Genomic DNA, 25,477 nt, shown 5'->3' with positions numbered 1-25,477 from the left:
GGGAGGAGAGGGGCATGCACACAGGCACGCGACAGGGACCGGAGATCTGGCTGCGAGGCCCGGTGACCACGCCGGAGCCGGGACCGCCGGAGCCCGCGCACGCCCATGCCGCAGGGCGGCGCTTCTCCTGGGTGGGCACGCACGGCGGCGCGGGCGTCTCCACCCTCGTGGCGGTCTACGGCGGCCATGACAGCGGCCGGTCCTGGCCCGGGCCCGGTGATCCCCCGTCCGTGTTGCTGGTCGCCCGGACGCACGCGGCCGGGCTGGACTCGGTCGCCGGGACGGTGGAGCTCTTCCGGCGCCGTCAGGCTCCGCCGGGGCTCGACCTGGACGCCGTCGTCCTCGTGGCGGACGCCCCGGGCCGGCTGCCGCGCCCGCTCGTCCAGCGGGTCAGGTCCCTGGAGTCGGTCATCGACGTGTACCGCGTGCCGTGGGTGCCGTCCTGGCGGCTCGGCGAAACGGGCCACCCGCCGCGCGAGACGGCGGACCTGGCCCGGCTGACGGGAGCGGCGCGCTGACGGCCGCGCCCCTGTCGGACCTGCCCCTGCCGGACCTGCCCCTGTCGGCCGGGGAGATCGCGGCGGGCGTACGCGCCCGGGCGCTGCGTGCGACGGACGTCGTCGCGGCGGCGCTGGAGCGGGTCGAGCGGGCCGATCCCGACCTGTGCGCGTTCGTCGAGGTGTGGGGCGAGGAGGCGTTGCGGCGGGCGGGTGAGGTGGACACCCGACTCGACCGGCGGGGTGCTCACCCGTTGCTGCCGCTCGCCGGTGTACCGATCGCCGTCAAGGGGCGGCACGGGCTGCGCGCGGCGGACGCGCTGCTCGCCGCCGGGTGTGTGGCGGTGGGGGCGACGTCCGTGCCCGGGCCGGGCACGCCCTGGCAGACCTGGGGGCTCGGAGCCGGGGGCCGGACCCTCAACCCGTGGCGGGCCGACCGTACACCGGGCGGTTCGTCGGCCGGGGCCGCGGCGGCCGTGGCGGCCGGGCTGGTGCCGTTGGCGACGGGCGGCGACGGGGCCGGGTCGGTGCGCATCCCGGCGGCATGGTGCGGGGTCGTCGGGCTGAAGACGACGCGGGGACGGCTGCCGTCGGGCGATCGTACGGGGCTCAGGGTGCGCGGGGTGCTCGCCCGCTCGGCACGGGACGCGGAGCTGTGGTGGCGCGTTGAGGCCCAGGAGCCGGCGCCGGCCCCGGCGGCTCTTCCCGTCACCGCCGTCTGGTCCCCGGACCTCGGTTTCGCCGGGCCCGACCCGGAGCCCGTCACGCTCGCCCGGGCTGCGGTGGAACGGCTCGTGGCGGCAGGGGTGCTACGGCTGGTCCGGCCGCGCACGCCGGTGCGGCTCGCGGACCCCGGGCCGGCCTGGCTCGCCCTGCGCACACCCGGTGCCGACCCGGCCCGGGCCCACCGTGTCCGGGCGGCGAACGACCGGCGGCTCGCGGAATTGTTCGCCGGTGCCGATCTGCTGCTGACCCCGACGGCACCCACCGCCCCGCACGGCCACGAGGGCCCCGGGGACCGCTACTCAACTGCTTTGACCTGGGCGTTCAATCTCAGTGGGCACCCGGCGCTGAGCCTGCCCGCGGGGATCGGTGACGACGGCTGCCCGGCCGGGCTTCAGCTGGTGGCACCGCACGGGCGGGAGGCGCTTCTGCTGGCGGTGGCGCGGGAGGCGGAGACGCGGGAGGCGGGCTGACCAGGCCCCGGCGGGCGCCCGCAGCGGGCACCCCTGGCGCATTTACTTGCGTACGCATATGATGCACACGCGTGTAGTTGACGTACGCCGAATTTCCAGAGGGGGACCCATGACCCGCCGTTTCCTTTTCGTCCTGGGCAGCGCTCGCGCCGAGGGCAACTCCGAGCTGCTGGCACGCCGGGCCGCCGAGCAACTGCCCCCGGACGTCGAGCAGGAGTGGATCGACCTCACCGAATTCCCCCTGCCGGACTTCGAGGACCTGCGCCACGACAGCGACCACGTCCGGCCGACCGAGGGCAACGTGGCCCGGCTGCTCGACGCCACGCTCGCGGCGACGGACATCGTGATCGTCTCGCCGCTGTACTGGTACTCGGTCTCCGCGCAGACCAAGCGCTACCTGGACCACTGGTCGGGCTGGCTGCGCACGCCGGGCCTCGACTTCAAGGCGACCCTGGCCGGGCGCACCCTGTGGGGCGTCACCGCCCTCGCGCACACGCAGGAGGTGGTCGCCGACCCGCTCGTCGGGACGCTCCACAACTCGGCCGCGTACATGGGGATGCGCTTCGGCGGGGTGCTGCTCGGCAACGGCAGCAAGCCCGGTGACGTGCTGACCGACACCGCGGCGCTGACCCGGGCGAAGACCTTCTTCGCGCAGGAGGCACCGCTCGCCCGGTTCCTGTACGAGCGGTGACTCCGGGCGGCCCTACGCCGTGATGTCCTTCGCCGTGAAGCGTGCCCACGCCGCCGACCCGAACACCGCCGCGTACAGGGCCTGGAGGCCGAGGTTCTTCGCCAGGTCGTCCCAGTAGACCGGCTCGCGCATGAGGTCGGCGAAGGAGAGCCAGTAGTGGGAGAAGAAGTACGGCTGAAGGGCGTGCAGTTGGGGGATCTGGTCGAGGATCTGGACCGTGATCAGCAGGCCGACCGTCGTCGCCATCGCCGCGATGCCGCTGTCCGTCAGGGTCGACACGAAGAGGCCGAGCGCGGCGACGCCGATCAGTGACGCGGCGACGGCCAGGGAGATCAGCAGCGCTCTGCCCAGGCCTTCGGCGAAGCCGATGCGCGTACCGGAGATGGTCGTCAGGTCCCCGAGCGGGAAGAGCAACGCGCCGACCGTCAGGGCCGATACGACGACCACCAGCGTGGCGGCCAGGCAGAAGAGGACGACCGTCGCGTACTTGGTGAGCAGCAGACGGCTGCGGCCGGCCGGGGCGACCAGCAGATAGCGGAGCGTGCCGGAGTTGGCCTCGCCGGCGATCGCGTCGCCCGCCACCACCCCGACCGCCATGGGCAGGAAGAACGGGAGCGTGGCGGCCAAGGCGGTGAAGACCAGGAACAGGCCGTTGTTGGTGATCTGCGCGATGAAGGCCGGACCTCCGCCGCCGGGCGACGAACCGTCCCCTGTCTCGATCTTGACGGCGATGCCGACGAGGATCGGCACACCCGCCAGCACGGTCAGCAGCGCGAGCGTACGCCAGCGCCGGAAGGTGGTGACGAGCTCGTTGCGCAGCAGCCCGACCTCGGCGAGATCGCGCTCCGGTGGTTCGCCGGTCACCCTCTCGCCGGTGACGACGATGTCTCCGACGCCCTGTTCCTTCAGCACCCGGGCCGCCTCCGCCGGGTCCGGCGTGGTCACCACCAGCCGGCCGCGCGCCCCGGCGGACAGCTCGGCGACCGGTCCCTGTGTGATCAGCCGGCCCTGCGCCATCACGGCCGCGTGCGTGCAGACCTGCTCGATCTCGTCGAGGAGGTGGGAGGAGAGGAAGACGGTCGTGCCGTCCGAGGCCAGCTCCCGGATCAGGGTGCGTATCTCCCGCATGCCCTGCGGATCCAGGCCGTTGGTCGGCTCGTCGAGGACGAGCAGCCGGCGCGGCCGGAGCAGCGCGGCGGCAAGGCCCAGGCGCTGTTTCATGCCCAGGGAGTACGCCTTGGCCTTCTTGGACCCGGCGGCCGTCAAACCCACCCGGTCCAGGGCCGAGGCGACCCGGGCCGAGCGGGTGCGTGGGCTGGCGGCCGGGTCGGCGCTGTCGTAGCGGATCAGGTTGTCGCGGCCGGAGAGGAAGCCGTAGAGGGCCGGTCCCTCGATGAGGGCGCCGACGTGCGGCAGCACGGCGCGGGTGGCCCGGGGCATGGGCTGCCCCAGGACCCGGGCCGTGCCGGAGGTGGGCTCGACGAGGCCCATCAGCATGCGGATGGTGGTGGTCTTGCCGGAGCCGTTGGGGCCGAGGAAGCCGAAGACGCTGCCCGCCGGGACGGTCAGGTCGAGACCGTCGACGGCGAGCTGTCCGCCGCGGTAGCGCTTGGTGAGCGCGTGGGTGGCGATGACCGGTTCGCCGGTCTCGGCCCGCGCCTCTTCCTCCGGTTCCGTGGCGGACGGTTCGCCCATCGGCTTCCTCGTTCTCTCGACGTCCCGTACGCCTACGGGCCTACTTCCCGGCGTCGGCCGCCTTCACGAGCGCGTCCTTGGTGACCAGGCCCGCGTAGACCTTGCCGTCGTCGGTGATGAGGGCGTTGACCAGGCGGGTCGAGAAGACCGTGCCCGAGCCGAACTTCCCGTGGACCTTGTCGCCGAGCGAGTCCATGAAGCCGCCGAGGTCGCCGCCGGCCTTGCCCGAGGGCACGCCCTCGCCGCCGGTGTCGAAGGTGGCTATGGCGGTCCAGCCCTCGCCGATGGTCTTCATGCCGTCGTGGCCGCCGAGGACCTTGCCGGCCCCGGGGGCGTGCCCCGGTGCCTCACCCAGGTCGAAGGGCTTGCCCGGCGCCTCGCGCGGCGTCCGACCCGAGGCCTTGCCGGAGTCCTTCTCCTCGGTGACCTTCGCGCCCTTGGGAGGGGTGAAGTCGAAGGTCGAGGCGGCCGGCTTGGCGAAGCTGACCTTCGTGAAACCCGCGTCGACGACGGCGGCGCCGCCGCTCGCCGGGGTGAGCGTGAACTTCAGCGGCATGCCGGTCCGCGCGTCCACCGCCACGGTGATCGCGCCGACCGTCGAGCCGGACTGCTTCGGCTCGACGACCAGCTTGTAAGCGTCGCGGCCGGCGACCTGGGCGGTGCCGTCCACGGTGACGGACGTCGTGTCGTCGACCGCCTTCAGGGCCTCCTCGGCGAAGTCCTTCGGCAGGGCCGGCGGCCGCTGGTCCTTCCCGCGCTCCGGGCTCTCGGAGGCGGTGCCGTGGTAGACCTCGTTGGACTTGCTGTCGTAGCCCCAGACGTCCTTGCCGTTGTGGATGACGCTGTACTCGGCGGCGTTCTCCAGCAGCGACAGCTTCTGCCGGTCCGGGCCGTCGGCCGCCACGCGCAGGGTGTGCGTGCCGGAGGCCAGTTCGGTGAGCTTGGCGGTCGGGTCGGCGGAGGAGCCGCCCTCGCCCTGGCCCGCGGCACCGGACAGCAGGCCGGACTCCAGGCCGCCGAGGTTCGGCAGGCCGAGGTCGGTGCTGATCTTCACCGTGCCGGACAGCTGCTCGACGTCGGACTTGGCGATTTTCTCGATGAGTTGCCGAGCGGTGATCTTCGGGAGGTCGGGGTCGCCGGAGTCGGCGAGTGCGGGGACCAGGCCGATCGTCGCGGCCGCCACCCCGATCACCGTGACCGGGACGATGTACCGCGCGGCTGTGCGCCGCCCGGAGCGCTGCTCGTCGGCCTGCCCGGCGGTCGTGCTGTCGTCGGATGCGTACGGTGCCATGTGTGCCCTACCTCCGTGATCGGCGGCGGCTGTCCGTGTCGTGCACGCACTCGTCCCTGAGCCGCCATTCTCACCCGAACAGGTGAGGAGTGGTGTTTTCCGTGGTGTCCATCTGACCAAATCGGCCAGGGAGATACGTCAGACCCCGGACTCAACTCCGTGTACTGCTCGGGTATGACACGGGCGGGTGTCTTCTCCCCCGACCCGTAGGGGTCGGGGAGAAGAGGAGGCCCTAGCCGGCCCGGTGCACCACCGCGTCGCACAGCTCCAGGAGCGCCGTCTTCGCTGCGCACTCCTTCAGGGGCGCCAGCGCCGAACGGGCGTCCTGGGCGTAGCGCACGGTGTCCCGCCGGGCCTGCTCCAGCGCCGGGTGGGCCCGCAGCAGGCGCAGGGCCTCGGCGTGCCGTTCGTCGTCGGTGAGGTCGGAGTCCAGCAGCTCACACAGGGCGATGTCCTCGGCGAGTCCGAGGCGGGCCGCCCGCTCGCGCAGCCGCAGCACCGGCAGGGTGGGGATGCCCTCGCGCAGGTCGGTGCCGGGGGTCTTGCCGGACTCGTGGGAGTCGGAGGCGATGTCCAGGACGTCGTCCGCGAGCTGGAAGGCGACGCCGAGCCGCTCGCCGTACTGGGTCAGCACGTGCACGACCGTCTCGTCGGCGCCGGACATCATCGCGCCGAAGCGGCACGAGACGGCGACCAGCGAGCCGGTCTTGCCGCCCAGGACGTCCAGGTAGTGCTCGATGGGGTCGCGGCCGTCCTGCGGTCCGGCCGTCTCCAGGATCTGGCCGGTCACCAGGCGCTCGAACGCCTCGGCCTGCACCCGCACGGCCTCCGGGCCGAGGTCGGCCAGGATGTGCGAGGCGCGGGCGAAGAGGAAGTCGCCGGTGAGGACCGCGACGGAGTTGCCCCAGCGGGTGTTGGCGCTCGCGACGCCCCGGCGCACGGCGGCCTCGTCCATGACGTCGTCGTGGTACAGCGTGGCCAGGTGGGTCAGCTCCACGACGACGGCCGACGGCACGATCCCGGGTGCGTGCCGGTCACCGAACTGGGCGGAGAGCATCACGAGCAGCGGACGGAACCGCTTGCCGCCGGCCCGCACCAGGTGCTGGGCGGCCTCCGTGATGAAGGGCACCTCACTCTTGGTGGCCTCGAGCAAGCCTTCCTCGACAGCCGTCAGTCCGGCCTGGACATCGGCTTCCAGAGCCTGGTCCCGCACGCTCAGCCCGAACGGCCCGACGTCGGTCACGAGGGGTCTCCTGTCTGCTGTGTCTGCCGGTGATTACGCGGTTTGTCGATAGGTCGCTGTCCTCACTCGAGTCAGCGTATCCGGTCACGTTTCGATCACCGCCAGCGCCCATGGTTACAGGCCGGGTGGTATCCGATCACGCCCGCTATGTTTTCGATCAACCCATAAGAACAGATATTTATCGACTTACCCAGGGGTACCGAAGTATGCACGATTTGCCGCTTTAGGTAAGTGAATTCCCCTTGGTGGAAATCGCCCCGCCGACTTGTGATCAGTGAGTTGAATCACTTCTTCCGCTTTTCTCTCCCGCCCTCGCACCGACCCGTACCCCCTTCCCCCGAAAGCCAGTTGACCCTTGGCTCCCGCAAAGGATCAAGCGGCCCAAACACCCCCGACCAAGGTCATCCGCGTGATATGTGACCAAGGCGCTTGTTCCCGACATGTGCTCTCGCATACGTTCCCGGCCTGTCCGGCGGACGCCTAATCCTGCCGCCGCCCGGACTCCCCACAGGAACCGACTCACTCACGCAGGGCAGGAGCGGGGGACCCAGGTAAGTCGCCGGTCCGCACAGCGGCACGGCTCGGGGTGAAGCCGCGCACGGCACACAGCGCCGTACGCGGCCGGGCACCTCCCGGCCCGAACCCGACAGCTCACCTCGCAGGCGCCGGAGAGGAATATCGCCATGCCCGGACGAGGCAAGCACCGTCGCCCCAGAATCAACCCGCTGACCCGAGGCTTCATCGCCGCCGGCACCGGCGGAGCCGCACTCACCCTCCCGCTCCTCGGCGCCACACACGCGAGCGCCGCCGAGCCCCAGAGCACACCCGCCGCCGTACAGTCCGTGCCGCGGGCGGTCCAGCCCGCCAAGTCCCTCACGTACACCGTGACCAAGGGCGACTCGCTCGCCCGCATCGCGGACACGTACGACGTCTCGGGCGGCTGGAAACAGCTCTACAAGGACAACCGCGCCGCCGTCGGCGACAACCCGAAGCTGATCCACCCGGGTCTGAAGCTGAAGGTGAAGACCACCAAGGCGCACGCCGCGAAGAAGACCGCGACCCCGTCGTCCGCCCCGGCCAAGCCGGCCGCGAAGCCCGCCACGGGCGTCGCCCAGGCCACCCAGGCGTCCGCGAAGACCTACGCGAACAACCTCGACGGCTGGATCCGCGAAGCGCTGGACATCATGGCGCAGAAGGGGATCCCCGGGTCCTACGACGGCATCCACCGCAACATCATGCGCGAGTCGTCGGGCAACCCGCTGGCGATCAACAACTGGGACTCGAACGCCGCCGCGGGCACCCCGTCCAAGGGTCTGCTCCAGGTCATCGACCCGACCTTCGCCGCGTACCACGTCCCCGGCACCCCCTTCGACCCGTTCGACCCGGTCGCCAACATCACCGCGGCCTGCAACTACGCGGCCGACCGCTACGGCTCGATCGACAACGTCAACGGCCCGTACTGAGCGGTCCCGCCCAGCAGTCGCTCGAGGACGACGGCGACGCCGTCGTCCTCGTTCGACAGGGTGACCTCGTCGGCCACGGCCTTGAGTTCGGGATGGGCGTTGGCCATCGCGACACCGTGGCCGGCCCAGTCGAACATCGGGATGTCGTTGGGCATGTCGCCGAAGGCGATGGTGTCCGCCGGCCGCAGCCCCAGATGCTCGGCGGCCAGCGCCAGGCCCGTCGCCTTGGTGATCCCGCACGGCTGGAGTTCCACCGTGCCGGGCCCCGACATCGTCACCGTCGCCAGTGAGCCGATCACCGAGCGGGCCGTCGCCGCCAGTTCGTCGTCCGACAGGTGCGGATGGCGCAGCAACACCTTGCTGATGGGCTCACCCCACAGGTCGTCGCGCCGGTCGACCCGTACCGCGGGCAGGGTCGGGTGCGGCATGAGATAACCCGGCTCGATCAGCGTGAGCCCGTCGACCCCGTCCTGGTCGACCGCCGCGTACACCTGCCCCACCTCCGCCTCGATCTTGCCGAGGGCGGTCTCGGCCAGTTCCCGGTCCAGGGTGATGGACCACAGCAGCCGGTCCGCGCCGGCGTCGTACACCTGCGCGCCCTGCCCGCACACCGCGAGTCCCCTGCATCCGAGGTCGTCCAGGAGCGGCCGCACTCTCGGCGCCGGCCGGCCCGTCACCACGAGGTGCTGGGCACCGGCGTCCGCCACCCGCGCGAGCACGGCGAGGGACCGGTCGGAGAGGGTGTCGTCGCCGCGCAGCAGCGTCCCGTCCAGATCGGTGGCGATGAGTGAATGTGCGAGGGGTGCGGCCATGATCAGAGAATACGGACAACGCGCCCCCTCGTTTCATCGCCCGACGGACGCCGATTGCCCGGTTGAAGGCCTCTGCACCGGTTGGCAACAACATGCTCCGCTACCTACCGGAGAGGCCGCATCGAGCGGTACCTTCCATGTGTCCAGGGGGGACTTGATCGGGGGGTCAGGTTGAGCAGTGGGCGCATTCGCGTGGCTGGGCCCGGGGAGCTCGATGAAGGGGAGAGGGAGCGCTGGCGTGCGCTGCGCGCGGTCTCCGAGGCACCGCGCAACCCCTTCATGGAACCGGAGTTCACCGAAGCCGTCGGCCGGGTCAGGCCGCGGGCCCGGGTCGCCGTGGTGTACGAGGGGCCGGAGCCGGCCGGCTTCCTGCCCTATGAGCGGGGCCCGTTGGGGCAGGGCCGGGCGATCGGTCTCGGCGTCTCGGACGCGCAGGGCGCGATTCTGCGGCCGGGGCTGAACCTGGAGACGGGCGAACTGCTGAGGGCCTGTTCGGTGTCGAGCTTCGCCTTCGACAATCTGGAGGCCGAACAGCGGCTGTTCGTCCGGTACGCGGCCGCGGAGCACGCCACCTACGTCATCGACGTGGAGAAGGGCTACGAGACGTACGAGTCGGTGCTGCGCGCGCAGTCGCCGAAGTTCCTGAAGACCACGCTGGCCAAGGAGCGCAAGCTGGGCCGACAGGCCGGTGAGCTGCGGTTCGTGTTCGACGAACGCGACCCTGCCGCGCTGCGCACCCTCATGGGGTGGAAGTCGGCGCAGTACCGCAGGACCGGGCGCCGGGACCGGTTCGCCCAGGAGTGGATCATCCGGCTCGTCGGGCAGCTGGCCCGGACCCGGGCGCCGGAGTGCAGCGGCACCCTGTCCGTGCTGTACGCCGGTGAGCGGCCCGTCGCCGCGCACTTCGGGCTGCGCTCGGCCTCGGTACTGGCCTGCTGGTTCCCGGCCTACGACCCGGAGTTCGCGAAGTTCTCACCGGGTCTGGTGCTGCACCTGCGCATGGCGGAGGCGGCGGCCGCCGGTGGCGTCGGCATGCTCGACCTGGGCCGGGGCGCTGCCGAGTACAAGGACGCGCTGAAGACGGGCGAACTGCCCGTGTACGAGGGGGCGGTGACGCGGCCGGGGGCCGGCGCGGCACTGCACTGGCTGAGCCGCGAGCCGGCGCGCCGCGCGCACAGCTTCGTCCGCAGCCGGCCGCGGCTTGCCTCGTTGGCGGCGCGGACGCTGAAGGGCGCGGCCCGGCTGCGCCACACCTGAACGCAAGGCGTACCTGACACAAGGGGGGTGGGGCGCATGGCCCGTTCGGCGCGTGCGCAGGAGGAGATACGGCGGTTCCTGGACATCGGGGCGGTGCAGGTCGCCGAGCTGGACCTCGACGGGGACGAGGCGGTGCTCAGACCGGGCCCAGGGAGTCCGCCGGTGACGCACGGAGAGGTGTTCGTGCTGGTCAGAAGGAGCGGCCGACCCGTGGGCACGCTGCTCGGGCGGGTGCCGGAGGGGGCGGATCCGAAGGCCGTGCTGGCGGGGCGGGCACGGGCGGAGTGCGGGCCGGCCGTCTTCGGCGAGCCCGCGGAGCCCCCGTACACGAGTGTCGTCGTCGCGACGCGGGAGCGTGCCGGGCAGCTGGCGCGGGCGCTGGACTCGCTGCTGGCGCAGGACCATCCGCGGTTCGAGATCGTCGTCGTCGACAACGCGCCCGTCACGAACGAGACGCGGGAGCTGATCGAGCGGAAGTACGCCGAGCGCGTGCGGTACGTCCGTGAGCCTGTTCCGGGGCTCGCGGGCGCGCACAACACGGGGCTGGACGCCGTGCGCGGCGAGGTGGTCGCCTTCACCGACGACGACGTGGTCGCCGACCCGCGCTGGCTGACCGAACTGACCGCGCCCTTCGCCGCCGACGCCCGGCTCGGGTGCAGCACCGGGCTGATCCTGCCCGCGCGGCTCACCACCCCGGCCCAGGTACTGCTGGAGAGCCATGGCGGCTTCGCGAAAGGCTTCACTCCAAGGACGTACGACCCGGCGAGCCCGCCGGGCGACGAGCCGCTGTTCCCGTTCACGGCGGGGCGGTTCGGATCGGGCGCGAACATGGCGTTCCGCACGGCGGTACTGCGTTCCGTCGGCGGTTTCGATCCGGCCACCGGCGCCGGGACGGCCGCCCGGGGCGGAGACGACCTCTACGGTTTCGTGCGCGTCCTGGCCGAGGGCCACCGGCTGCGCTACACGCCGTACGCCCTGGTGTGGCACCACCACCGGGAGACCTGGCGGGACCTGGAGACGCAGGCGTACGGCTACGGCGCCGGGCTCACGGCGTATCTCACCGCGGTGCTCGTGAACCGGCCCGCGCTGCTGCCGGCGTTCCTCGCGCGGCTGCCCCGCGGCCTCGCCCACGCCCGCGCGCTGACGGCCGTGCGGGAGACGGAGGCAGCGCACGGCGCGGGGATGCCGGGCGATCACGACGGGCGGACCCATCCCTGGCCGCGGCGGCTGTCGCGGTTGCAGCGCCGCGGGATGGTGTACGGGCCGGTCGGCTATCTGAAGGCGCGGCGGGCACTGCGCTCGTCCGCTCGGGAGAAGACAGCTCGGGGGGCAGAATGAAGACGGACGGCAGAAGCCGGGCGGAGCGGGGTGCGCAGGACAGCAGAAGCCGGGCGGAGCGGGGTGCGCAGGACAGCAGAAGCCGGGCGGAGCGGGGTGCGCAGGACAGCAGAAGCCGGCCCGAGCGGCGTGCGCAAGACGGCAAAAGCCAGCCCGAGCGGCGTGCGCAAGACGGCAAAAGCCAGCCCGAGCGGCGTGCCCAGGACGGCAAAAGCCAGCCCGAGCGGCGTGCGCAAGACGGCAAAAGCCAGCGCGAGCGGCGTGCCCAGGACGGCAAAAGCCAGCCCGAGCGGCGTGCGCAAGACGGCAGTAGCCAGCCCGAGCGGCGTGCGCAAGACGGGAGAAGCCAGCCCGAGCGGCGTGCGCAAGACGGCAGAAACCGGGCCGAGCGGGGTGCCCAGGACGGCAAAAGCCAACCCGAGCGGCGTGCGCAAGACGGCAAAAGCCAACCCGAGCGGCGTGCCCAGGACGGCAAAAGCCAACCCGAGCGGCGTGCCCAGGACGGTGAGGGGCCGATAGCCTCGGCGGGCGGCGTCGGCACCCCCGCGATCCCCGTCTTCCTGTACCACTCCGTGATGGACGATCCGCCGGACTGGATAGCGGAGTTCACGGTCACGCCGAAGCAGTTCGCCGCGCACCTCGACGCCGTGGTCCGCAGCGGCCGTACGCCCGTCACGATCAGCACGATCGCCGATCATCTGGCCGGGCGGGCGCCGCTGCCGCCCCGGCCCGTGCTGCTCACCTTCGACGACGGGTTCGCCGATCTGCCCGGCGCCACCGCCGAGGCCCTGGCCGAACGCGCGCTGCCGGCCACCGCCTACCTCACCACCGGCGCCATCGCCCCGGGCGGCCGCAGCCTGCTGCCGCCCGCCCCGATGATGACCCTGTCCCGGGCGGTGGAGCTGGAACGTTCCGGCATGGAGATCGGCAGCCACACCGTCACACACGCGCAGCTCGACACCCTGTCCGCCAAGGCCCTGGCGTACGAACTGCGCACCTCCAAGGCCGTGTTGGAGGACGTCCTCGGGCACGAGATACGGCACCTCGCCTACCCGCACGGCTACAACAGCCCGCGCGTACGGGCCATGTCGGCCCGGACCGGCTACGAGACGGCGACCGCCGTACGGCATGCGCTCAGCTCCGACCGCGACGAGCGGTACCGCATCGCCCGGCTCATCGTCCGGCGCACCCACACCCTCGCCGACGTCGAGAGCTGGCTGGCGGGGGCGGGCGCTCGGGTGGCGCCGTACCGCGACGGGCCGAAGACGATCGCCTGGCGCTGGTACCGGCGGGCCCGTGCGGTGCTGCACGGGCCCGAGTTCGCCGGCTGATCCCGGCTCACTTCAGCGGCTGGTTGAGGTACGGGTCGGAGACCGCCTCGCGCAGACTGTCCCAGGCCGCGTCGTTCGCCAGCGCCAGGTTGCAGTGCGGTCCCGGGTCGCGGTAGTTCCACTGGAGGGCCGCCTTGACGCCGTCCAGATCCTTCAGCACCCCGGGCACCTGCGCGTACCACTCGGCCTGCCGCTGCGGGCGGGCCGTGTCCTCGGCGGTACCGAACTCGGAGAGCATCAACGGCTTGTCGTCGGAGATGTGGGTGCGGATCCAGTCGTGCGTGGCGTTCTGGGTCTGCGCGAAGGTCAGCCAGCCGGCGTCGTGACACCGGAAGTAGTTGTACTGGTTGTAGCCGATCCAGTCGACGTAGTCGTCGCCCGGGTACATCTTCTCGATCTCGTCGGCGTGGTCGAGGTATCCGGTGGTGATCCACGTCCACACCACGTTGTCGACGCCCAGGTCGCGGAACCGGTCGTGGATGTGCCGGTACGCCTTCACAAAGTCGGCGGGCGTGCCGCTGGCCGGGATGCGGGTGTCCATCTCCAGGTCGAAGGAGAGGAACACCTTCTTGCCGTAGTCCTTGACGCGCCGGGCCTGGACGTCGATGACCTCGTCGTCCAGCTCGCCGGCCGCGATCTGCTTCCAGGTGGGCTGCTGCCGCTTCGTGCCGCCCCACCACTTGCTCTCCCAGGACAGGAGCAGCAGATGGTCCTCGCCGACGCGCCGCTCCTCCGGGGTGAGCAACTGGCCCTCGCGCCGGGTGCCCGAGGCCAGGGACATGTCGTGGTACGTGTACACGATGTCGAGTGCGCGGCCCACCCGCTTCTCGTAGGCGCGCACCTTCTCGGGCAGGTCGGCGCGCTCGTGCGGCACGAACGCGCCGAACCAGGCGCCGCAGGGCGGTTCCAGGAGTTCCGTGGGACGGCAGTCCGCCCCGGAACCGGCCGCTCCCCGCTCCTGCGGTCCGGAGGCGTCCCGCAGGGCGAGTACGGCGACCAGGACCGCGCTGACGACCGTGGCGGACGTGATCAGCAGGCGGCGCCGGCTGGACGCCAAGGGGCCGGCGGCCCGCTCCTCATGCGGTGTCCGCGTGGGCTGTTGCTCCGGGTGCGGCGTCCTGCGGTGCTGTCCTGCGGCCGTGCTCGGCTCGCGGCGAAAGGGACGGTGGGGGCGGTTGAACCTCACGGAGCGGAACCCTTCGGTGTCCTCGGCGTCGTGCTCGGCGGCGGGGAGGCGCGCAGCGGCGGACAGAACGCGGCGAATGTGGTCAGCAGCGCCAGCGTCAGCAGCACTCGCTGCGCGCTGAAGGTGTGGGTGGCGATCAGCACGGTCGCGACGAGCATCACGGCGCCGATGCTCAGGAACAGCACCAGCATCAGCCGCTCCAGCAGGTCGGAGTGGCGGGCGAAGTCCGCGTCCCGGCGCTCCACGGGCCCTTCGGCGGGCCGGTCCCCGAGGGCGGGCGCGCAGACCCTGACCGCGGCGGCGCCCGGACCGGCCGCCAGGAAGAGCACGACCGCGGCGCCCCGCAGCGGCGAGCCGCCGGGCAGGGCGAGCGCGGCCAGCGCCAGCCAGCCGCCGAACGGGGGCAGCATCCGGACCACGAGATCCTGCGGTGTCATCGCTCCGCTCCCCCTGACTGCCTCAGCACGTAGAGCCATCCGGCGCTGTTCTCCGCCACCAGCCGGAACCGCGGCGAGGCGGCGACGGACTTCTGGATGCGGTTCAACTGCGCCTCGTCGAGCTGCCCGTTCATCTCGGAGTTGGCCATCTGGCCCTGTGTGAGCAGGAAGTAGGCCCGGGCGGGCTGCTCCACTCCGGCCATGTCACGCGCGAGCGTGGCGGCGGGGCTCCTGACGATCTCGTCGACGTGACTGCGGCCGTCGTCGAGGAACCAGTAGTGGTCGACGCTCCAGTAGGAGGCGTACGCGTCCGGGTAGTTGCGGTTGGCGGCCACGACCAGCGAGCCGCCGGGCGCCTGGTCGAAGAGCTGCCGGACGAGGGCCACTTCCTGAGGCGGGAAGTAGTTGATCCGGTCCTTGCCGGAATATGCCGGGACGAACGCCAGCGTGCCGCCGAGCAGCGCGACCGGCGGCACCCAGACGCCGAGACCCCAACGGCCTCCGGCAGAGGTGGTCCGCCGGCCGCCGGCCTCTGGCGCGGCGGCCTCTGCGGCCAGTGTGCGGACCGTGGGCAGCAACGCGGCTGCCGCGAAGAAGGCGGCGCCGGGCAGCATGAACAGCAGCACCCGGAAGATCATCTCACTGCCGTAACTGCTCGCCGCGAACATCGGCAACGGGGCCGCCGCGACCAGCAGCAGGGGCCGGGCGCGGTGGCGCAGCACCCGCTGGCGCAGCACGCCGACGGCCGCGAGCAGCAGGACGGAGCCGGACAGCAGCCGGGCCGCCCAGGAGGTGGCGATCGCTCCGGTGCCGGTCGGCGTGGCGCCGTAGCCCGTCTCGACGTTGGCGCCGACGTCGCCGATGGAGCGGATCATGTCCGGCATCGCCGCGGACAGGAAGGGCAGCGCGGCCGTGAGACACCAGGCCAGGAAGATCATCACGGTCGTGACGACCGGGATCCGGTCGCGGTGACGGCGGCTCAGGCACAGGCCGAGCAGGCAGACGACCAGCATGCCCGGGGTGAGCTGGTGGGAGATGACGATCGCCACGATCATGACGGTGATCACCACCGTCCACACGGCCTGCCGCGGCCGGCCCCCGCGCACCGCGGACCGGCCGAAGCGGCGCAGGACGACGGCGAGGACACCCACGTGCAGCGCGTACGCCACGGACTGGGGGGAGAAGTAGTCCTGCCCGACCCAGTTGGCGACGTAGAAGAGCCAGACCGCGGTCCAGATCAGCCGCCGGTCCTCGGTGAAGGTGCGGTAGATCAGCAGCAGCGGGAGCAGCAGCATCAGGCTGGAGGCCAGGGGCCACCAGGCCATGAACATCACCGCCGAGTCCACGCCCAGCAGCCGCTGCAAGGCGGCCTGGGCGGCGAAGAAGCCCGGCCACTGGTCGTACACCGCCATGTCACCGACCTGATCGGCCGTCTGCAGACCGCCGGCCGTCAGCAGATGGTCGATGACCGCCTCGTGCTTCCACGCCCAGGCGTACAGCGGGGTCGGATAGAGCACGGCCTGCGTGGCCCGCTCCATCACCAGCAGACCGAGCACGTACGCCGCCGACCAGGCGCCCGGCCGGCGCGCGTCGCGGACCGTGAACCAGAAGCCGGTGGTGAGCACCGCGAGCCCGGCCCAGAAGGCCGGGTGCAGCGCGCTGACCAGCCCGTAGTCGTCGAGGCGCGAGACGTCGGTGTGCCGCACGGCGTACGCCCAGAGTGCGAGCGCGACGGACAGCGGGACGGCGGGCCAGGCGAGTGCGCGGCGTCCGGACCAGGCGGGGGGGAGGTCGGACAGGTCCGTCACCGGCGCGGGGGCGGGGCTCGACGACTCCGAGGAGGAGGGGCTGGAGGACTGGCTTGCCGTCTCCGGGACGCTGCCGGGGGCGTTCGCGCCGCCCCGCGCGGGTGTGGGCTCCGGCGTGGATCTCTCCCTCGGTGTGACTGGCGGACGCACGGTGGTTCCCCCCTGGCGGTTCGGCTCTCTCGGCTCTGTTCGGTCTGTTCGGCTCTGTGCATGATCAGTGGTGGGACCCGCCGCTCGGTGGTCCTTCGGCCGTTCGGTCGGCTGTGGAGGCAGTGGTGCGGGAACGTGACCGGGTCGAGACGGCGCGCTGGAGCAGCAGGAGCAGCACGAGGACGGCGAGCAGGGGCGGCGCGAGGGGTGCGAGCGCCTCACGCCACACCCAGCCGCCGACCGCGACGAGATACAGGACCCCCCAGCGCCCCGGCCACGGCAGCCGGCCGCCCGCGCTCGCCAGCAGCAGCCCCAGCGGCAGGAGACACATCACCTGGCAGGCCGGCGGCGCCCAGCGCAGCAGCGGCTCGGGCCCGTCGAGCCCCACCGCCTGTGCCAGGAAGCCGGCCGTCTTCTCGTACAACGCCCCGTCCACCGGCCGCGGTTCCCGTCCGAGGGCGGCCGGTGCGGCGTGGAGGGCGAGCAGGGCGGCGCCCAGCGCCGTGCCCGGCAGCCACGGATCGTGCCGGGTGCTCAACGTGACGGCGGCGACGAACACCACGAGCAGCAGGCCGCCCGCGGTGAGCGACGGCAGGGGCATGCCCTCCAGCAACTGATGTCCGGTCAGAGCCGCTTCGGAGGCGCCGTCCAGCCACGGCAGGTCCCGCAGCGGTGCCCAGAAGAACACGGTGGCGACGGCGAGCAGGCTCCACAGAGCGCCTCTCAGCCGCCGCTCCCGCGGCTCCTCGTCCGTGAACGGCTCTCCGGACGGGGCCGGTGGTTCCCGGGTCGGTCCCTCCGGCCGCACGATCAGCGCCAGTGTGTCCGCCTGCAGCGCCTCCCGCTCGTATCCGGGACGCCCTATGAACAGCGTGACCGTGTCCTGGTCGCCGTCCCTGGGCTGGTAGGCGGCCCTGCGGGCCCAGGTGGTGCCGTACCCGGCGGTGGCGTTGAGTTTCGCCCAGTGGGTGCCGTAGGAAGGGTCGGCGGGCGGGCGGACGGCGGGTGCGCTGTCGTGGGGGCGCAGGGCCCTGCGCAGCCCGGCCGTGGCGACGACCGCGATCAGTGTCATGCTCAGCAGCACCGCCCACCCGGCGCCGGCGATCCCCGACGGGGTGAACAGCACGGCCGCGCTGCCCAGCACCAGGACGCACATGGCCCCTTGGAGCGCGGCCAGCACTCCTGTGCGCCCCTGGACGCGCAGTACGCCGATGTACAGCTCCACCACGACCCGGGGCAGTGCGCCGAGGGCCAGCAGCCGCAGCACGGTCGAGCCGTGCTCGGCGTAGTACGGGCTGAAGGGGGTGAGGATCTGCGGGGCGAAGACGACGAGCACCAGCACCACCGGGACGAGCAGCAGCGTCATGCGCCGCAGAGCACCCCGCACACCGTCGGCGAGCTGACGCGGGTCGTGCGAGGCGTGCGCGGTGAGGGACGAGGCCATGTTGATGGCCATGAACTCCATCGTGCCGCCGACGGTGTAGGCCACGTAGAAGTAGCCGTTCTCGGCGGCGCTGAAGCGGACCGCGACCATCACCGGCAGCAGGTTGATCATCGCCAGGCTGAACAGCGCGCCCAGCGAGTCCCCGGCCAGGAACCGGCCCATGTCCTTGATTCTCGGGGGCTCTTTGTCCCGGTCGGCCTCCGCCTGGCGCGGGATGAGCCGACGGAAGATCAGCCAGCCCAGCGGCAGGGTGGAGAAGGCGATCGCGACCGCCCAGGAGACGAAGATCCCGAGGACGGGCAGCATGCCGGCGAACACGCCCAGGAGGGCGAGCTTCCCGACCGAGAACACCGCGTTCCCGGCGGGCACCCACTCCGCCTTGCGCAACCCGGTGAGCACCCCGTCCTGGAGGGTGAGCAGCGCCCAGGCCACGCATGCCGCGACGAACACCGCCCCGGCCATGGGTGTGCCCAAAGGCGCGTAGGACGCCCCCCACGCGTCGAGCGTGAGCAGGAAGACGGCGGCCGCCAGCGCCACGATCAGCGAACTGGCCACGTACGTGCCCCACACCAGACGCCCGGTCTCCCGGCCCGCGCGCGGGACGAAGCGGACGACGGCGCCGATCATCGTCGTGGCGGTGATGCTGGCGAGCAGTCGCATCGCGGCGATCGCGGCCGAGCCCTGGCCGACGGCCTCCTCCGAGTAGTAGCGGGCGGCCACCAGCCAGAATCCCAGGCCCAGTACGGCGGAGACGCCGGTGCTGAGCATGAGGAAGTAGGCGTTCTTGAACAGCGAGTCGTGGGTGTGGTCGGTGCCGGCAGGCTGCGGTCCGCCGCCGTCGGTGCGCGCGGCGGCGGGCTCGTGCACCTGGATCTCAGCCACGGGACTGTCCCAGCCCTCCCGGTGTCGGCTCGTTCCCCGGCAGCTCTCCCGGCGCCCGGACGGGTCGCGCACCGGACCGCTCCAGCACCTCGAGGACCGTCCGCGCCCGCAGCGGGTCCACGGGCAGCGCGTGCCGCGCGAACCAGCGGGCCGCCTCGGGCACCGGTGAGGGGTCGGTGAACTCCGCACCGGCGTAGTCGTCCAGAGGCGGGTCGTAGAGGTAACCGACGACGATGCCCTGCCGCGCCAGCGCCGCGATCGCCGCGTCCCGGTCCGCCACGAACAGCGGGACGCGGAACAACGGCTGGGTCGCCGAGCCGTCACGCGGCTTGGCCCAGGGCGTGGACAGCAGCAGTTCGGTGCCCGCCCGGCAGGCGTCCAGCACGTCGTCCAGCCGGTCGAGCCCTCGCCCGATGCGCCGCAGCCTCAGCCGGCCGGATGCCAGGCGGTAGTCGTGCATGTCGACCCGCACCCACGGGTGGTGGGCGTCGAGCCCCGGCGCCTCACGGACGGCGAGGGCGAGTTCGTCCGGACGCAACGGCATCCGGATCTCCTCACGGTCGGCCAGCCCCAGCAGCCGCATCGCGGCCCAGGCGGCGCGCCGCAGCCGCAGCCCGCGCACCGCCGCCTCCGCGTACGGCCGGAGCAGGTAGGCGAGTTCGGCGCTCGCCCGGCGCGGCGCGAGCAGTCCGGCGCAGGTCTTCTCCAACGCCTCCCGCGACCCCGGATCGGCGAGCGAGAGCACGCCTCCGGCCTTGGCACCGACATGCTTGGACAGGCTGAACACGGAGGCCTCGCCCCACGCCCCGACCGGCCGGTCCCCCACCCGGCTGCCGATCGCGTGGGCCACGTCCTCGAACAGCGGGATTCCCAGCGCGTCGCACTTCTGTCTGAGGCGCGGCGCCGGGTCCGGGTTGCCGTACAGGTTCGTCGTGAGCACGGCCGACACCGAGCCCCACACCCCGTCCGGCACGGCATCGATGTCGATGGACGCGTCGAGCGGGTTCAACGGCGCCTGCACCGGGCGCAGTCCGGCCGCGAGCACGACGAAGAAGATCACGTCGTCGTTGACCGGCGACATCAGCACCCGCCCGCCGGGCGGGCACCAGTGGCGCAGCGCCACGTACAGCCCGAAACGGCACGACGGTACGTACACACATTCCCGGCCGAGCCGGACGCGCATGGTCTCTTCCAGCCGCTTCGGCTGTGCACCATGCCGCACCGAACCCGGACCGGCCTCCCCTATGGCCATCCGCCCCCCAGATGTGCCGTGGGAAAGCCCCCTCCCCGAGGCCTTCCGGCACCTGCCCAGAGTCGCCCCGTTCGCACCGCTCCGTCAAGATTGCGTCGCGTCCTGTGGATAACTTCCGGCTCGTACGAATGTGCCGTCCCGCCCGCCCGTCCGGTCCCACCCGGGTCCACCTGCCCCGTTCGCCTCTTCGCGCCTCCTCGGCCTCTGCCCAGGACCGGCATGTCACCCGTAACGTGTGGCACGACCACGAACACGTGGCGACGACATGGCACACCCGAAAGCGAGGCAGCACCCGATGCCCCCCTTCGATGTCCCCGAGGGCGACCCCTTCGGCCCGCACAACCTGCCGTACGGCGTGTTCTCCCTCCCCGGCTCGTCCCACCGGACGGTGGGCGTCCGGCTGGGCGACCATGTGCTGGACGCGGGCGCGGCGGCCCACACGCTCGGCTCGCCGTACGCCTCCCTGCTCGCGCAGCCGACCCTGAATCCGCTGCTGGCCGCGGGGCGCACGGCCTGGTCCGACGTGCGCCGGGCACTGACCGCCTGGGTGACCGTGCCGTCCCACCGCGAGACCCTCGCACCCCTGTTCCACCCCCTGTCGTCGGTGACCCTGCACCTGCCCTTCGAAGTGGCGGACTACGTCGACTTCTACGCCTCCGAGAACCACGCCCGGAACGTCGGGCAGATCTTCCGCCCCGACGCCGAGGACTCCCTCACCCCCAACTGGAAGCACCTTCCGATCGGATATCACGGCCGCTCCGGCACGGTCGTCGTCTCCGGCACGGAGGTCGTACGCCCCTCCGGCCAGCGCAAGACACCCACGGGCGCCACTCCCGTCTTCGGCCCGTCCGTCCGCCTGGACATCGAGGCCGAGGTCGGTTTCGTCGTCGGCGTGCCCTCCCGGATGGGCGCGCCGGTGGCCCTCGGGGACTTCCGCGAGCACGTGTTCGGGCTGTGTCTCCTCAACGACTGGTCGGCCCGCGACATCCAGGCCTGGGAGTACGTGCCCCTCGGCCCATTCCTCGGCAAGTCCTTCGCCACCTCGGTGTCGGCGTGGATCACCCCGCTGGACGCCCTGGAGGAGGCGCTCGTGGCGCCTCCCGCCCGGACGCACGAGCTGCTGCCCTACCTGGACGACCGCGACGAGGAACCCGGCGGCTACGACCTGCGGATCAGCGTCGCGGTCAACGGCCACGTCGTCTCCGAGCCGCCCTTCTCCACCATGTACTGGACGGCCGCCCAGCAACTGGCCCACATGACCGTCAACGGCGCCTCCCTGCGCACCGGCGACCTGTACGGCTCCGGCACGGTCAGCGGCCCCACGGAACGGGAGCGCGGCTCCCTGCTGGAGCTGACCTGGAACGGCCGCGAGCCGCTCGAACTCCCCGACGGCAAGCGGACGTTCCTGGAGGACGGCGACGAGGTGACCCTCTCGGCCTGGGCGCCCGGGCCGAACGGTGTGCGGGTGGGGCTGGGCGAGGTGACGGGGCGGGTGGTCCAGGGCTGACGCCCTGCGGCCGACAACTGCCGCTGCGGTCACTGCCGTTGCCGCTCGGCCCCTGACGCACACCGCCCGGCCCGTCATACTGGGCACAGGGCGGTGTGCCCGGCCTGCACTGGGCGCCACGCTCGTCGTGGTCACCGGCGCGCCCGGGGACCGCCCTGCTCCGCACGACCCGTAGCCGCCCCTCTTCCGACGAGGAACCGGAGCCCGTGGCCATGACCGTCTGCCTGCTCCTGCTGGGCGTCGTCGCAGTGACGGCCGCCGTCCCCGTCCCCCGTGCGCTGACCCGGGCCGCGTGGCCCGAACGGGAACCGGTGGTGGCGCTGTGGGTGTGGCAGTGCCTGGTCGCCACCGTCCTGCTGGCCTGCGTGACCGCACTCTCCCTGGGCGCCGCCGCCGTCTTCGGCACGGTGCGCGCCCAGCTCTTCGCCCCGGCACCACCGGCGGTCACCGCCGCGTACGACCTGTCCACCGCCCCGCCGTGGGCCGCCGCCCTCACCCTGCTGCTGGCCTGCGGTGCCGCCTGGACGACCGCGATGCTCGCCCGGGAGCTCGTCGAGGCCCGCCGGCGCCGCGCCCGGGCACGCGCCCACCTGCGCGAGCGCGCCCCCGACCTGCCGGCCGGCCTGCCCGCGGCGCGCGGTCCGCTGCTGGTCCTGGAGGACGAGTACCCGGACGCCTGGTGGATGCCCGGAAGCCCGCCCCAGCTGATCGTCACCACCGGCGCCCTGCACCGCCTCACCCGCCACCAGCTCGACGCCGTCCTCACCCACGAGCGGGGCCACGCCCGGGCCCGCCACGACTGGCTGCTGCACCTGTCCACCGCCCTGGCCACCGGCTTCCCCCGCATCCCGCTGTTCGCCCACTTCTGCGACCAGACCCACCGCCTGGTCGAACTGGCCGCCGACGACACGGCGTCCCGCCGCTGCGGCCACCTGACCACGGCCCTGGCCCTGATCGAGCTCAACCAGCACCGCGGCGTCCTGTCCTGCGCCTCCAGCCACCGTCTGCTGGGGGAACGGGTCGACCGGCTCCTGGAACCGCCGCCCCGGCTGGGCCTGCGGCACCGGGCCCTGACCACCACGACCGCCGCGCTCGTGCCGCTGCTGCCCCTGCTGATCGTGTTCGCCCCGGGACTGACGGCGTTGTCGTAGCCGAGTCGCCCCGACGGTGGACGGCTCGCGCCGTGACGGCCGACGCAGCCGCACCGGCCGGACGGTCGGTGGCGGATCCGGCCGAGGGCCGGCCAAAAGGCCGGCTCACTCGTCGAACAGGTCACCTTCGGGGTGGCGCAGCATTCCCGCGACACCGCTTTTCCTATCGGATGGGCAGGTCCGAGCCATGCCCAGTGATCGCATCCGAGACCACGCCGGACAAGGAGCCGTGACCACCGTCGCCGCCCACCGCGGGCGGCGACGGCTGCGCGCCGACCGGGCCGGAAGCTGACCGACCCGCTCCGCCGGCTGCTGCTCACCGGCGCCTTTCCCGACGGCGTCCTCCCCCGCGAGTCGACCCTCACCACCGAGTACGGCACCAGCCACAACACGGTCCGCGAGTGCTCGGCCTGCTGCGGGCCGAGGGCTCGTGGAGCACCGGCCCGGCGTCGGCACCGTGGTCGTGGCCCACGAGTACCCCCACGGTCTCGACCGCCTGAGGGGCCTCGCGGAAACCCTTCGCGCACACGGACAGGTCACCGACGAGGTCCGCACCATGGGCCCGCCCCGGCACCCGGGGGCCCCCGCCACGGCGACGACGGACTCCGACGCGGACGTCAGGGCGTACGCGGGGCGGGCGCTGTGACCGGCCCGGCCCTCCACCCCCGGTGACCTCGGCCGGAGCCCGACCCTATATCCAGTCGTCGGGCTCCGGCTCCTCGTCCGTCTCCGGCCAGTGGTCCGGCTCACCCGCGTACTGACGAGGGGTGTGAGCAGGGTCCTGGGCCGGAGCCGCGTGCGCCGGTCCGCCCAGCGACGCGAGCACCTCCAGCACGCCCTCCCCGTACGTCATCAGCTTCTTCTCGCCGACCCCGCTGATCCCGCCGAGCTCCCCCACCGACGTCGGCCATGCCACGGCGATCTCCCGCAGCGTGGCGTCGTGGAAGATCACGTACGCCGGGACGCCCTGCTCACGGGCCTGCTCGGCGCGCCAGGCGCGCAGCGCCTCGAAGGCCGGCAGCAGTTCCTCGGGCAGCTCGGCGGCGACCGCCTTGCCCTTGCGCTCGCCCCGCCCGGAGCCCGAGGACGACGCCCCCGATCGGGAGGTCACCGGCTTCTTCGGCTCCTTGCGCAGCGGCACGTCCCGCTCCCGCCGCAGCACCGCCCCGCTGGCCTCGGTCAGGACCAGCGTGCCGTACTCGCCCTCCACCGCGAGCAGCCCCTGGGCGAGCAACTGCCGGATGACACCCCGCCATTCACCTTCGGTGAGCTCCTCGCCGATGCCGAACACGGACAGCTGGTCGTGGTCGAACTGGATGACCTTGGCCGTCCGCTTCCCCAGCAGGATGTCGACGATCTGCACCGCGCCGAACTTCTGCCCCCGCTCGCGCTGCAGCCTCACCACCGTCGACAGTGCCTTCTGCGCGGCGACGGTGCCGTCCCAGGTCTCCGGCGGGGTCAGGCACGTGTCGCAGTTGCCGCAGCCGGACGGGTCCGGGTCCTGACCGAAGTAGGCGAGGAGCTGGCCACGGCGGCACCGGGCCGTCTCGCACAGCGCCAGCATCGAGTCCAGGTGGGCCTGGGCCCGGCGCCGGAAGGCCTCGTCGCCCTCACCGGACTGGATCAGCTTGCGCTGCTGGATGACGTCGTTCAGCCCGTAGGCCATCCAGGCCGTCGACGGCAGCCCGTCGCGGCCGGCCCGGCCCGTCTCCTGGTAGTAGCCCTCGACCGACTTGGGCAGGTCGAGGTGGGCGACGAAGCGGACGTCCGGCTTGTCGATGCCCATGCCGAAGGCGATGGTCGCCACCACGACCAGGCCGTCCTCCCGCAGGAAGCGGGACTGGTGGGCGGCACGCGTCCCCGAGTCCAGGCCCGCGTGGTACGGCACCGCCTCGACGCCGTTGCGGCTGAGGAACTCGGCGGTCTTCTCCACCGAATTGCGCGACAGGCAGTAGACGATGCCCGCGTCGCCCGCGTGCTCCTCGCGCAGGAAGCTCAGCAGCTGCTTCTTCGGGTCGGCCTTGGGCACGATCCGGTACTGGATGTTGGGCCGGTCGAAGCTCGCCACGAAGTGGCGGGCCGTCGGCATGTTCAGCCGCTCGGTGATCTCCTGGTGCGTCGCGTGGGTGGCCGTCGCCGTCAGCGCGATCCGCGGCACGTCCGGCCAGCGCTCGCCGAGCAGGGACAGCGCCAGGTAGTCGGGCCGGAAGTCGTGGCCCCACTGGGAGACGCAGTGCGCCTCGTCGATCGCGAAGACGGCGATCTTGCCGCGGGAGAGCAGATCGAGCGTGCTCTCCAGCCGCAGCCGCTCCGGCGCCAGGTACAGCAGGTCGAGCTCGCCGGAGAGGAACTCGGCCTCGACCATCCGCCGCTCGTCGAAGTCCTGCGTGGAGTTCATGAAACCGGCCCGCACGCCCAGCGCCCGCAGCGCGTCCACCTGGTCCTGCATCAGGGCGATGAGCGGCGAGACGACCACACCCGTACCGGGCCTGACCAGGGACGGGATCTGGTAGCACAGCGACTTGCCGCCGCCGGTCGGCATGAGCACGACGGCGTCGCCGCCGGCCACGACATGGTCGATGACGGCTTCCTGCTCACCGCGGAAGGCCTCGTAGCCGAAGACCCGGTGCAGCGCGAGAAGCGCCTCGCTCGCGTCGGCACCGAGGAGCCCGGCGGGACCGCTGCCCGCGCCGATCCCGGTCCCGGTCACCGCGTCCAGTTCCGTCATCACACCTGTCCCGCCCGTAGCGCCCGTCATTGCGTCCCCCGTGCGTCGCCCTCGACCACTGCGTCCACCATAGGCGCCCACACCGACAGCCCCGGAGTTGTCCACAGGTCCCGCTCGT

At 72.4% G+C, this 25,477-nt stretch carries 20 protein-coding genes, 2 pseudogenes and 1 riboswitch; of the genes and pseudogenes, 11 read left to right on the top strand and 11 right to left on the bottom strand.

Annotated elements, in window-relative coordinates; all coding sequences use genetic code 11:
- Positions 1–14: 14 nt before the first annotated feature.
- The 3 genes from ACIQHQ_RS24285 (at position 15) to ACIQHQ_RS24275 (ending at position 2,384) form a co-directional block, all read left to right on the top strand.
- A complete protein-coding gene (locus ACIQHQ_RS24285; protein WP_402614944.1) occupies positions 15–518 on the top strand; it encodes a DUF6668 family protein in 504 nt (167 codons plus the stop codon).
- A gap of 35 nt (positions 519–553) precedes the next feature.
- On the top strand, positions 554–1,693 hold the full coding sequence (locus ACIQHQ_RS24280; protein WP_402615339.1) for an amidase: 1,140 nt from the start codon (positions 554–556) through the stop codon (positions 1,691–1,693).
- Positions 1,694–1,802: 109 nt separating this feature from the next.
- Positions 1,803–2,384 carry a flavodoxin family protein gene (locus ACIQHQ_RS24275; RefSeq protein ID WP_402614941.1) on the top strand — a complete coding sequence of 194 codons (582 nt, stop codon included), beginning with the start codon at positions 1,803–1,805 and terminating at the stop codon, positions 2,382–2,384.
- A 12-nt stretch (positions 2,385–2,396) separates the two neighbouring features.
- Here the strand turns inward: ACIQHQ_RS24275 and ACIQHQ_RS24270 are convergent, their stop codons facing one another.
- From ACIQHQ_RS24270 to ACIQHQ_RS24255, 4 genes and pseudogenes are all read right to left on the bottom strand, one after another.
- Positions 2,397–3,206 carry an ABC transporter permease gene (locus tag ACIQHQ_RS24270; RefSeq protein ID WP_402615336.1) on the bottom strand — a complete coding sequence of 270 codons (810 nt, stop codon included), beginning with the start codon at positions 3,204–3,206 and terminating at the stop codon, positions 2,397–2,399.
- A gap of 3 nt (positions 3,207–3,209) precedes the next feature.
- Positions 3,210–4,079, bottom strand: a pseudogene (locus ACIQHQ_RS24265) (ABC transporter ATP-binding protein); the annotation flags it as partial.
- A gap of 40 nt (positions 4,080–4,119) precedes the next feature.
- Positions 4,120–5,370, bottom strand: a complete 1,251-nt coding sequence (locus ACIQHQ_RS24260; protein WP_402614938.1) for an outer membrane lipoprotein carrier protein LolA — start codon at positions 5,368–5,370, stop codon at positions 4,120–4,122.
- A 232-nt stretch (positions 5,371–5,602) separates the two neighbouring features.
- Positions 5,603–6,613 (bottom strand): polyprenyl synthetase family protein, encoded by a 1,011-nt coding sequence (locus ACIQHQ_RS24255; RefSeq protein ID WP_402614935.1) that lies wholly within the window; start codon positions 6,611–6,613, stop codon positions 5,603–5,605.
- A gap of 502 nt (positions 6,614–7,115) precedes the next feature.
- Positions 7,116–7,291: riboswitch (cyclic di-AMP (ydaO/yuaA leader) on the top strand.
- Positions 7,292–7,296: 5 nt separating this feature from the next.
- On the opposite strand from ACIQHQ_RS24255, the gene ACIQHQ_RS24250 reads away from it, so the two are divergent.
- Entirely contained in the window at positions 7,297–8,076 is a 780-nt protein-coding gene (locus tag ACIQHQ_RS24250; protein WP_402614933.1) for a transglycosylase SLT domain-containing protein, read from the top strand.
- On the opposite strand, the gene ACIQHQ_RS24245 is transcribed toward ACIQHQ_RS24250, so the two are convergent.
- Complete coding sequence (locus ACIQHQ_RS24245; RefSeq protein WP_402614930.1) at positions 8,040–8,888, bottom strand: HAD family hydrolase; 849 nt, start codon at positions 8,886–8,888, stop codon at positions 8,040–8,042. The genes ACIQHQ_RS24250 and ACIQHQ_RS24245 overlap by 37 nt on opposite strands.
- 186 nt (positions 8,889–9,074) lie before the next feature.
- On the opposite strand from ACIQHQ_RS24245, the gene ACIQHQ_RS24240 reads away from it, so the two are divergent.
- The 4 genes from ACIQHQ_RS24240 to ACIQHQ_RS24225 all read left to right on the top strand — a co-directional run bounded on the left by ACIQHQ_RS24240 (position 9,075) and on the right by ACIQHQ_RS24225 (position 12,814).
- Positions 9,075–10,145, top strand: a complete 1,071-nt coding sequence (locus ACIQHQ_RS24240) for a GNAT family N-acetyltransferase (RefSeq protein ID WP_402615333.1) — start codon at positions 9,075–9,077, stop codon at positions 10,143–10,145.
- A 36-nt stretch (positions 10,146–10,181) separates the two neighbouring features.
- A complete protein-coding gene (locus ACIQHQ_RS24235) occupies positions 10,182–11,483 on the top strand; it encodes a glycosyltransferase (RefSeq protein ID WP_402614927.1) in 1,302 nt (433 codons plus the stop codon).
- 129 nt (positions 11,484–11,612) lie between these two features.
- Positions 11,613–12,002 (top strand): hypothetical protein, encoded by a 390-nt coding sequence (locus ACIQHQ_RS24230; protein WP_402614924.1) that lies wholly within the window; start codon positions 11,613–11,615, stop codon positions 12,000–12,002.
- 56 nt (positions 12,003–12,058) lie between these two features.
- Complete coding sequence (locus ACIQHQ_RS24225) at positions 12,059–12,814, top strand: polysaccharide deacetylase family protein (protein WP_402614921.1); 756 nt, start codon at positions 12,059–12,061, stop codon at positions 12,812–12,814.
- A 7-nt stretch (positions 12,815–12,821) separates the two neighbouring features.
- On the opposite strand, the gene ACIQHQ_RS24220 is transcribed toward ACIQHQ_RS24225, so the two are convergent.
- From ACIQHQ_RS24220 to ACIQHQ_RS24200, 5 genes are all read right to left on the bottom strand, one after another.
- Complete coding sequence (locus ACIQHQ_RS24220) at positions 12,822–14,000, bottom strand: glycoside hydrolase family 26 protein (protein WP_402614918.1); 1,179 nt, start codon at positions 13,998–14,000, stop codon at positions 12,822–12,824.
- Positions 13,997–14,437 (bottom strand): hypothetical protein, encoded by a 441-nt coding sequence (locus ACIQHQ_RS24215; protein ID WP_402614916.1) that lies wholly within the window; start codon positions 14,435–14,437, stop codon positions 13,997–13,999. Before ACIQHQ_RS24215 ends, ACIQHQ_RS24220 begins: the two co-directional genes overlap by 4 nt.
- Positions 14,434–16,395, bottom strand: a complete 1,962-nt coding sequence (locus ACIQHQ_RS24210; RefSeq protein ID WP_402614914.1) for a glycosyltransferase — start codon at positions 16,393–16,395, stop codon at positions 14,434–14,436. The genes ACIQHQ_RS24215 and ACIQHQ_RS24210 overlap by 4 nt, the downstream gene beginning before the upstream one ends.
- Before the next feature lie 64 nt (positions 16,396–16,459).
- The gene (locus ACIQHQ_RS24205) at positions 16,460–18,721 is read right to left on the bottom strand and encodes a lipopolysaccharide biosynthesis protein (protein ID WP_402614911.1); all 2,262 of its coding nucleotides are present in this window, start codon (positions 18,719–18,721) and stop codon (positions 16,460–16,462) included.
- Positions 18,714–19,973 carry a DegT/DnrJ/EryC1/StrS family aminotransferase gene (locus ACIQHQ_RS24200; RefSeq protein ID WP_402614908.1) on the bottom strand — a complete coding sequence of 420 codons (1,260 nt, stop codon included), beginning with the start codon at positions 19,971–19,973 and terminating at the stop codon, positions 18,714–18,716. The genes ACIQHQ_RS24205 and ACIQHQ_RS24200 overlap by 8 nt, the downstream gene beginning before the upstream one ends.
- 295 nt (positions 19,974–20,268) lie before the next feature.
- Between ACIQHQ_RS24200 and fahA the strand changes: the two genes are divergently transcribed.
- The 3 genes and pseudogenes from fahA to ACIQHQ_RS24185 form a co-directional block, all read left to right on the top strand.
- Positions 20,269–21,480 carry a fumarylacetoacetase gene (fahA, locus tag ACIQHQ_RS24195; RefSeq protein ID WP_402614905.1) on the top strand — a complete coding sequence of 404 codons (1,212 nt, stop codon included), beginning with the start codon at positions 20,269–20,271 and terminating at the stop codon, positions 21,478–21,480.
- A gap of 212 nt (positions 21,481–21,692) precedes the next feature.
- A complete protein-coding gene (locus ACIQHQ_RS24190) occupies positions 21,693–22,631 on the top strand; it encodes a M56 family metallopeptidase (protein ID WP_402615330.1) in 939 nt (312 codons plus the stop codon).
- A 187-nt stretch (positions 22,632–22,818) separates the two neighbouring features.
- Positions 22,819–23,220 (top strand): annotated as a pseudogene (locus ACIQHQ_RS24185) (GntR family transcriptional regulator); the annotation flags it as partial.
- Positions 23,221–23,322: 102 nt separating this feature from the next.
- On the opposite strand, the gene recQ reads toward ACIQHQ_RS24185, so the two are convergent.
- A complete protein-coding gene (recQ, locus tag ACIQHQ_RS24180) occupies positions 23,323–25,359 on the bottom strand; it encodes a DNA helicase RecQ (RefSeq protein ID WP_402614902.1) in 2,037 nt (678 codons plus the stop codon).
- Positions 25,360–25,477 lie beyond the last annotated feature (118 nt).

The organism is Streptomyces sp. NPDC092370 (assembly GCF_044755265.1).
In the GTDB taxonomy this organism is placed as follows: domain Bacteria; phylum Actinomycetota; class Actinomycetes; order Streptomycetales; family Streptomycetaceae; genus Streptomyces.
The sequence above is the reverse complement of the archived record's forward strand: the minus strand, read 5'-3'. Positions and strand labels throughout refer to the sequence as shown.

What these genes read in the sequence shown, in the direction of transcription:
- ACIQHQ_RS24285 (WP_402614944.1), top strand. Translation starts at nt 15, where the DNA reads ATGCACACAGGCACGCGACAGGGACCGGAGATCTGGCTGCGAGGCCCG.
- ACIQHQ_RS24275 (WP_402614941.1), top strand. Translation starts at nt 1,803, where the DNA reads ATGACCCGCCGTTTCCTTTTCGTCCTGGGCAGCGCTCGCGCCGAGGGC.
- ACIQHQ_RS24260 (WP_402614938.1), bottom strand. Translation starts at nt 5,370, where the DNA reads ATGGCACCGTACGCATCCGACGACAGCACGACCGCCGGGCAGGCCGAC.
- ACIQHQ_RS24250 (WP_402614933.1), top strand. Translation starts at nt 7,297, where the DNA reads ATGCCCGGACGAGGCAAGCACCGTCGCCCCAGAATCAACCCGCTGACC.
- ACIQHQ_RS24245 (WP_402614930.1), bottom strand. Translation starts at nt 8,888, where the DNA reads ATGGCCGCACCCCTCGCACATTCACTCATCGCCACCGATCTGGACGGG.
- ACIQHQ_RS24235 (WP_402614927.1), top strand. Translation starts at nt 10,182, where the DNA reads ATGGCCCGTTCGGCGCGTGCGCAGGAGGAGATACGGCGGTTCCTGGAC.
- ACIQHQ_RS24225 (WP_402614921.1), top strand. Translation starts at nt 12,059, where the DNA reads ATGGACGATCCGCCGGACTGGATAGCGGAGTTCACGGTCACGCCGAAG.
- ACIQHQ_RS24215 (WP_402614916.1), bottom strand. Translation starts at nt 14,437, where the DNA reads ATGACACCGCAGGATCTCGTGGTCCGGATGCTGCCCCCGTTCGGCGGC.
- ACIQHQ_RS24200 (WP_402614908.1), bottom strand. Translation starts at nt 19,973, where the DNA reads ATGGCCATAGGGGAGGCCGGTCCGGGTTCGGTGCGGCATGGTGCACAG.
- fahA (WP_402614905.1), top strand. Translation starts at nt 20,269, where the DNA reads ATGCCCCCCTTCGATGTCCCCGAGGGCGACCCCTTCGGCCCGCACAAC.
- ACIQHQ_RS24190 (WP_402615330.1), top strand. Translation starts at nt 21,693, where the DNA reads ATGACCGTCTGCCTGCTCCTGCTGGGCGTCGTCGCAGTGACGGCCGCC.
- recQ (WP_402614902.1), bottom strand. Translation starts at nt 25,359, where the DNA reads ATGACGGAACTGGACGCGGTGACCGGGACCGGGATCGGCGCGGGCAGC.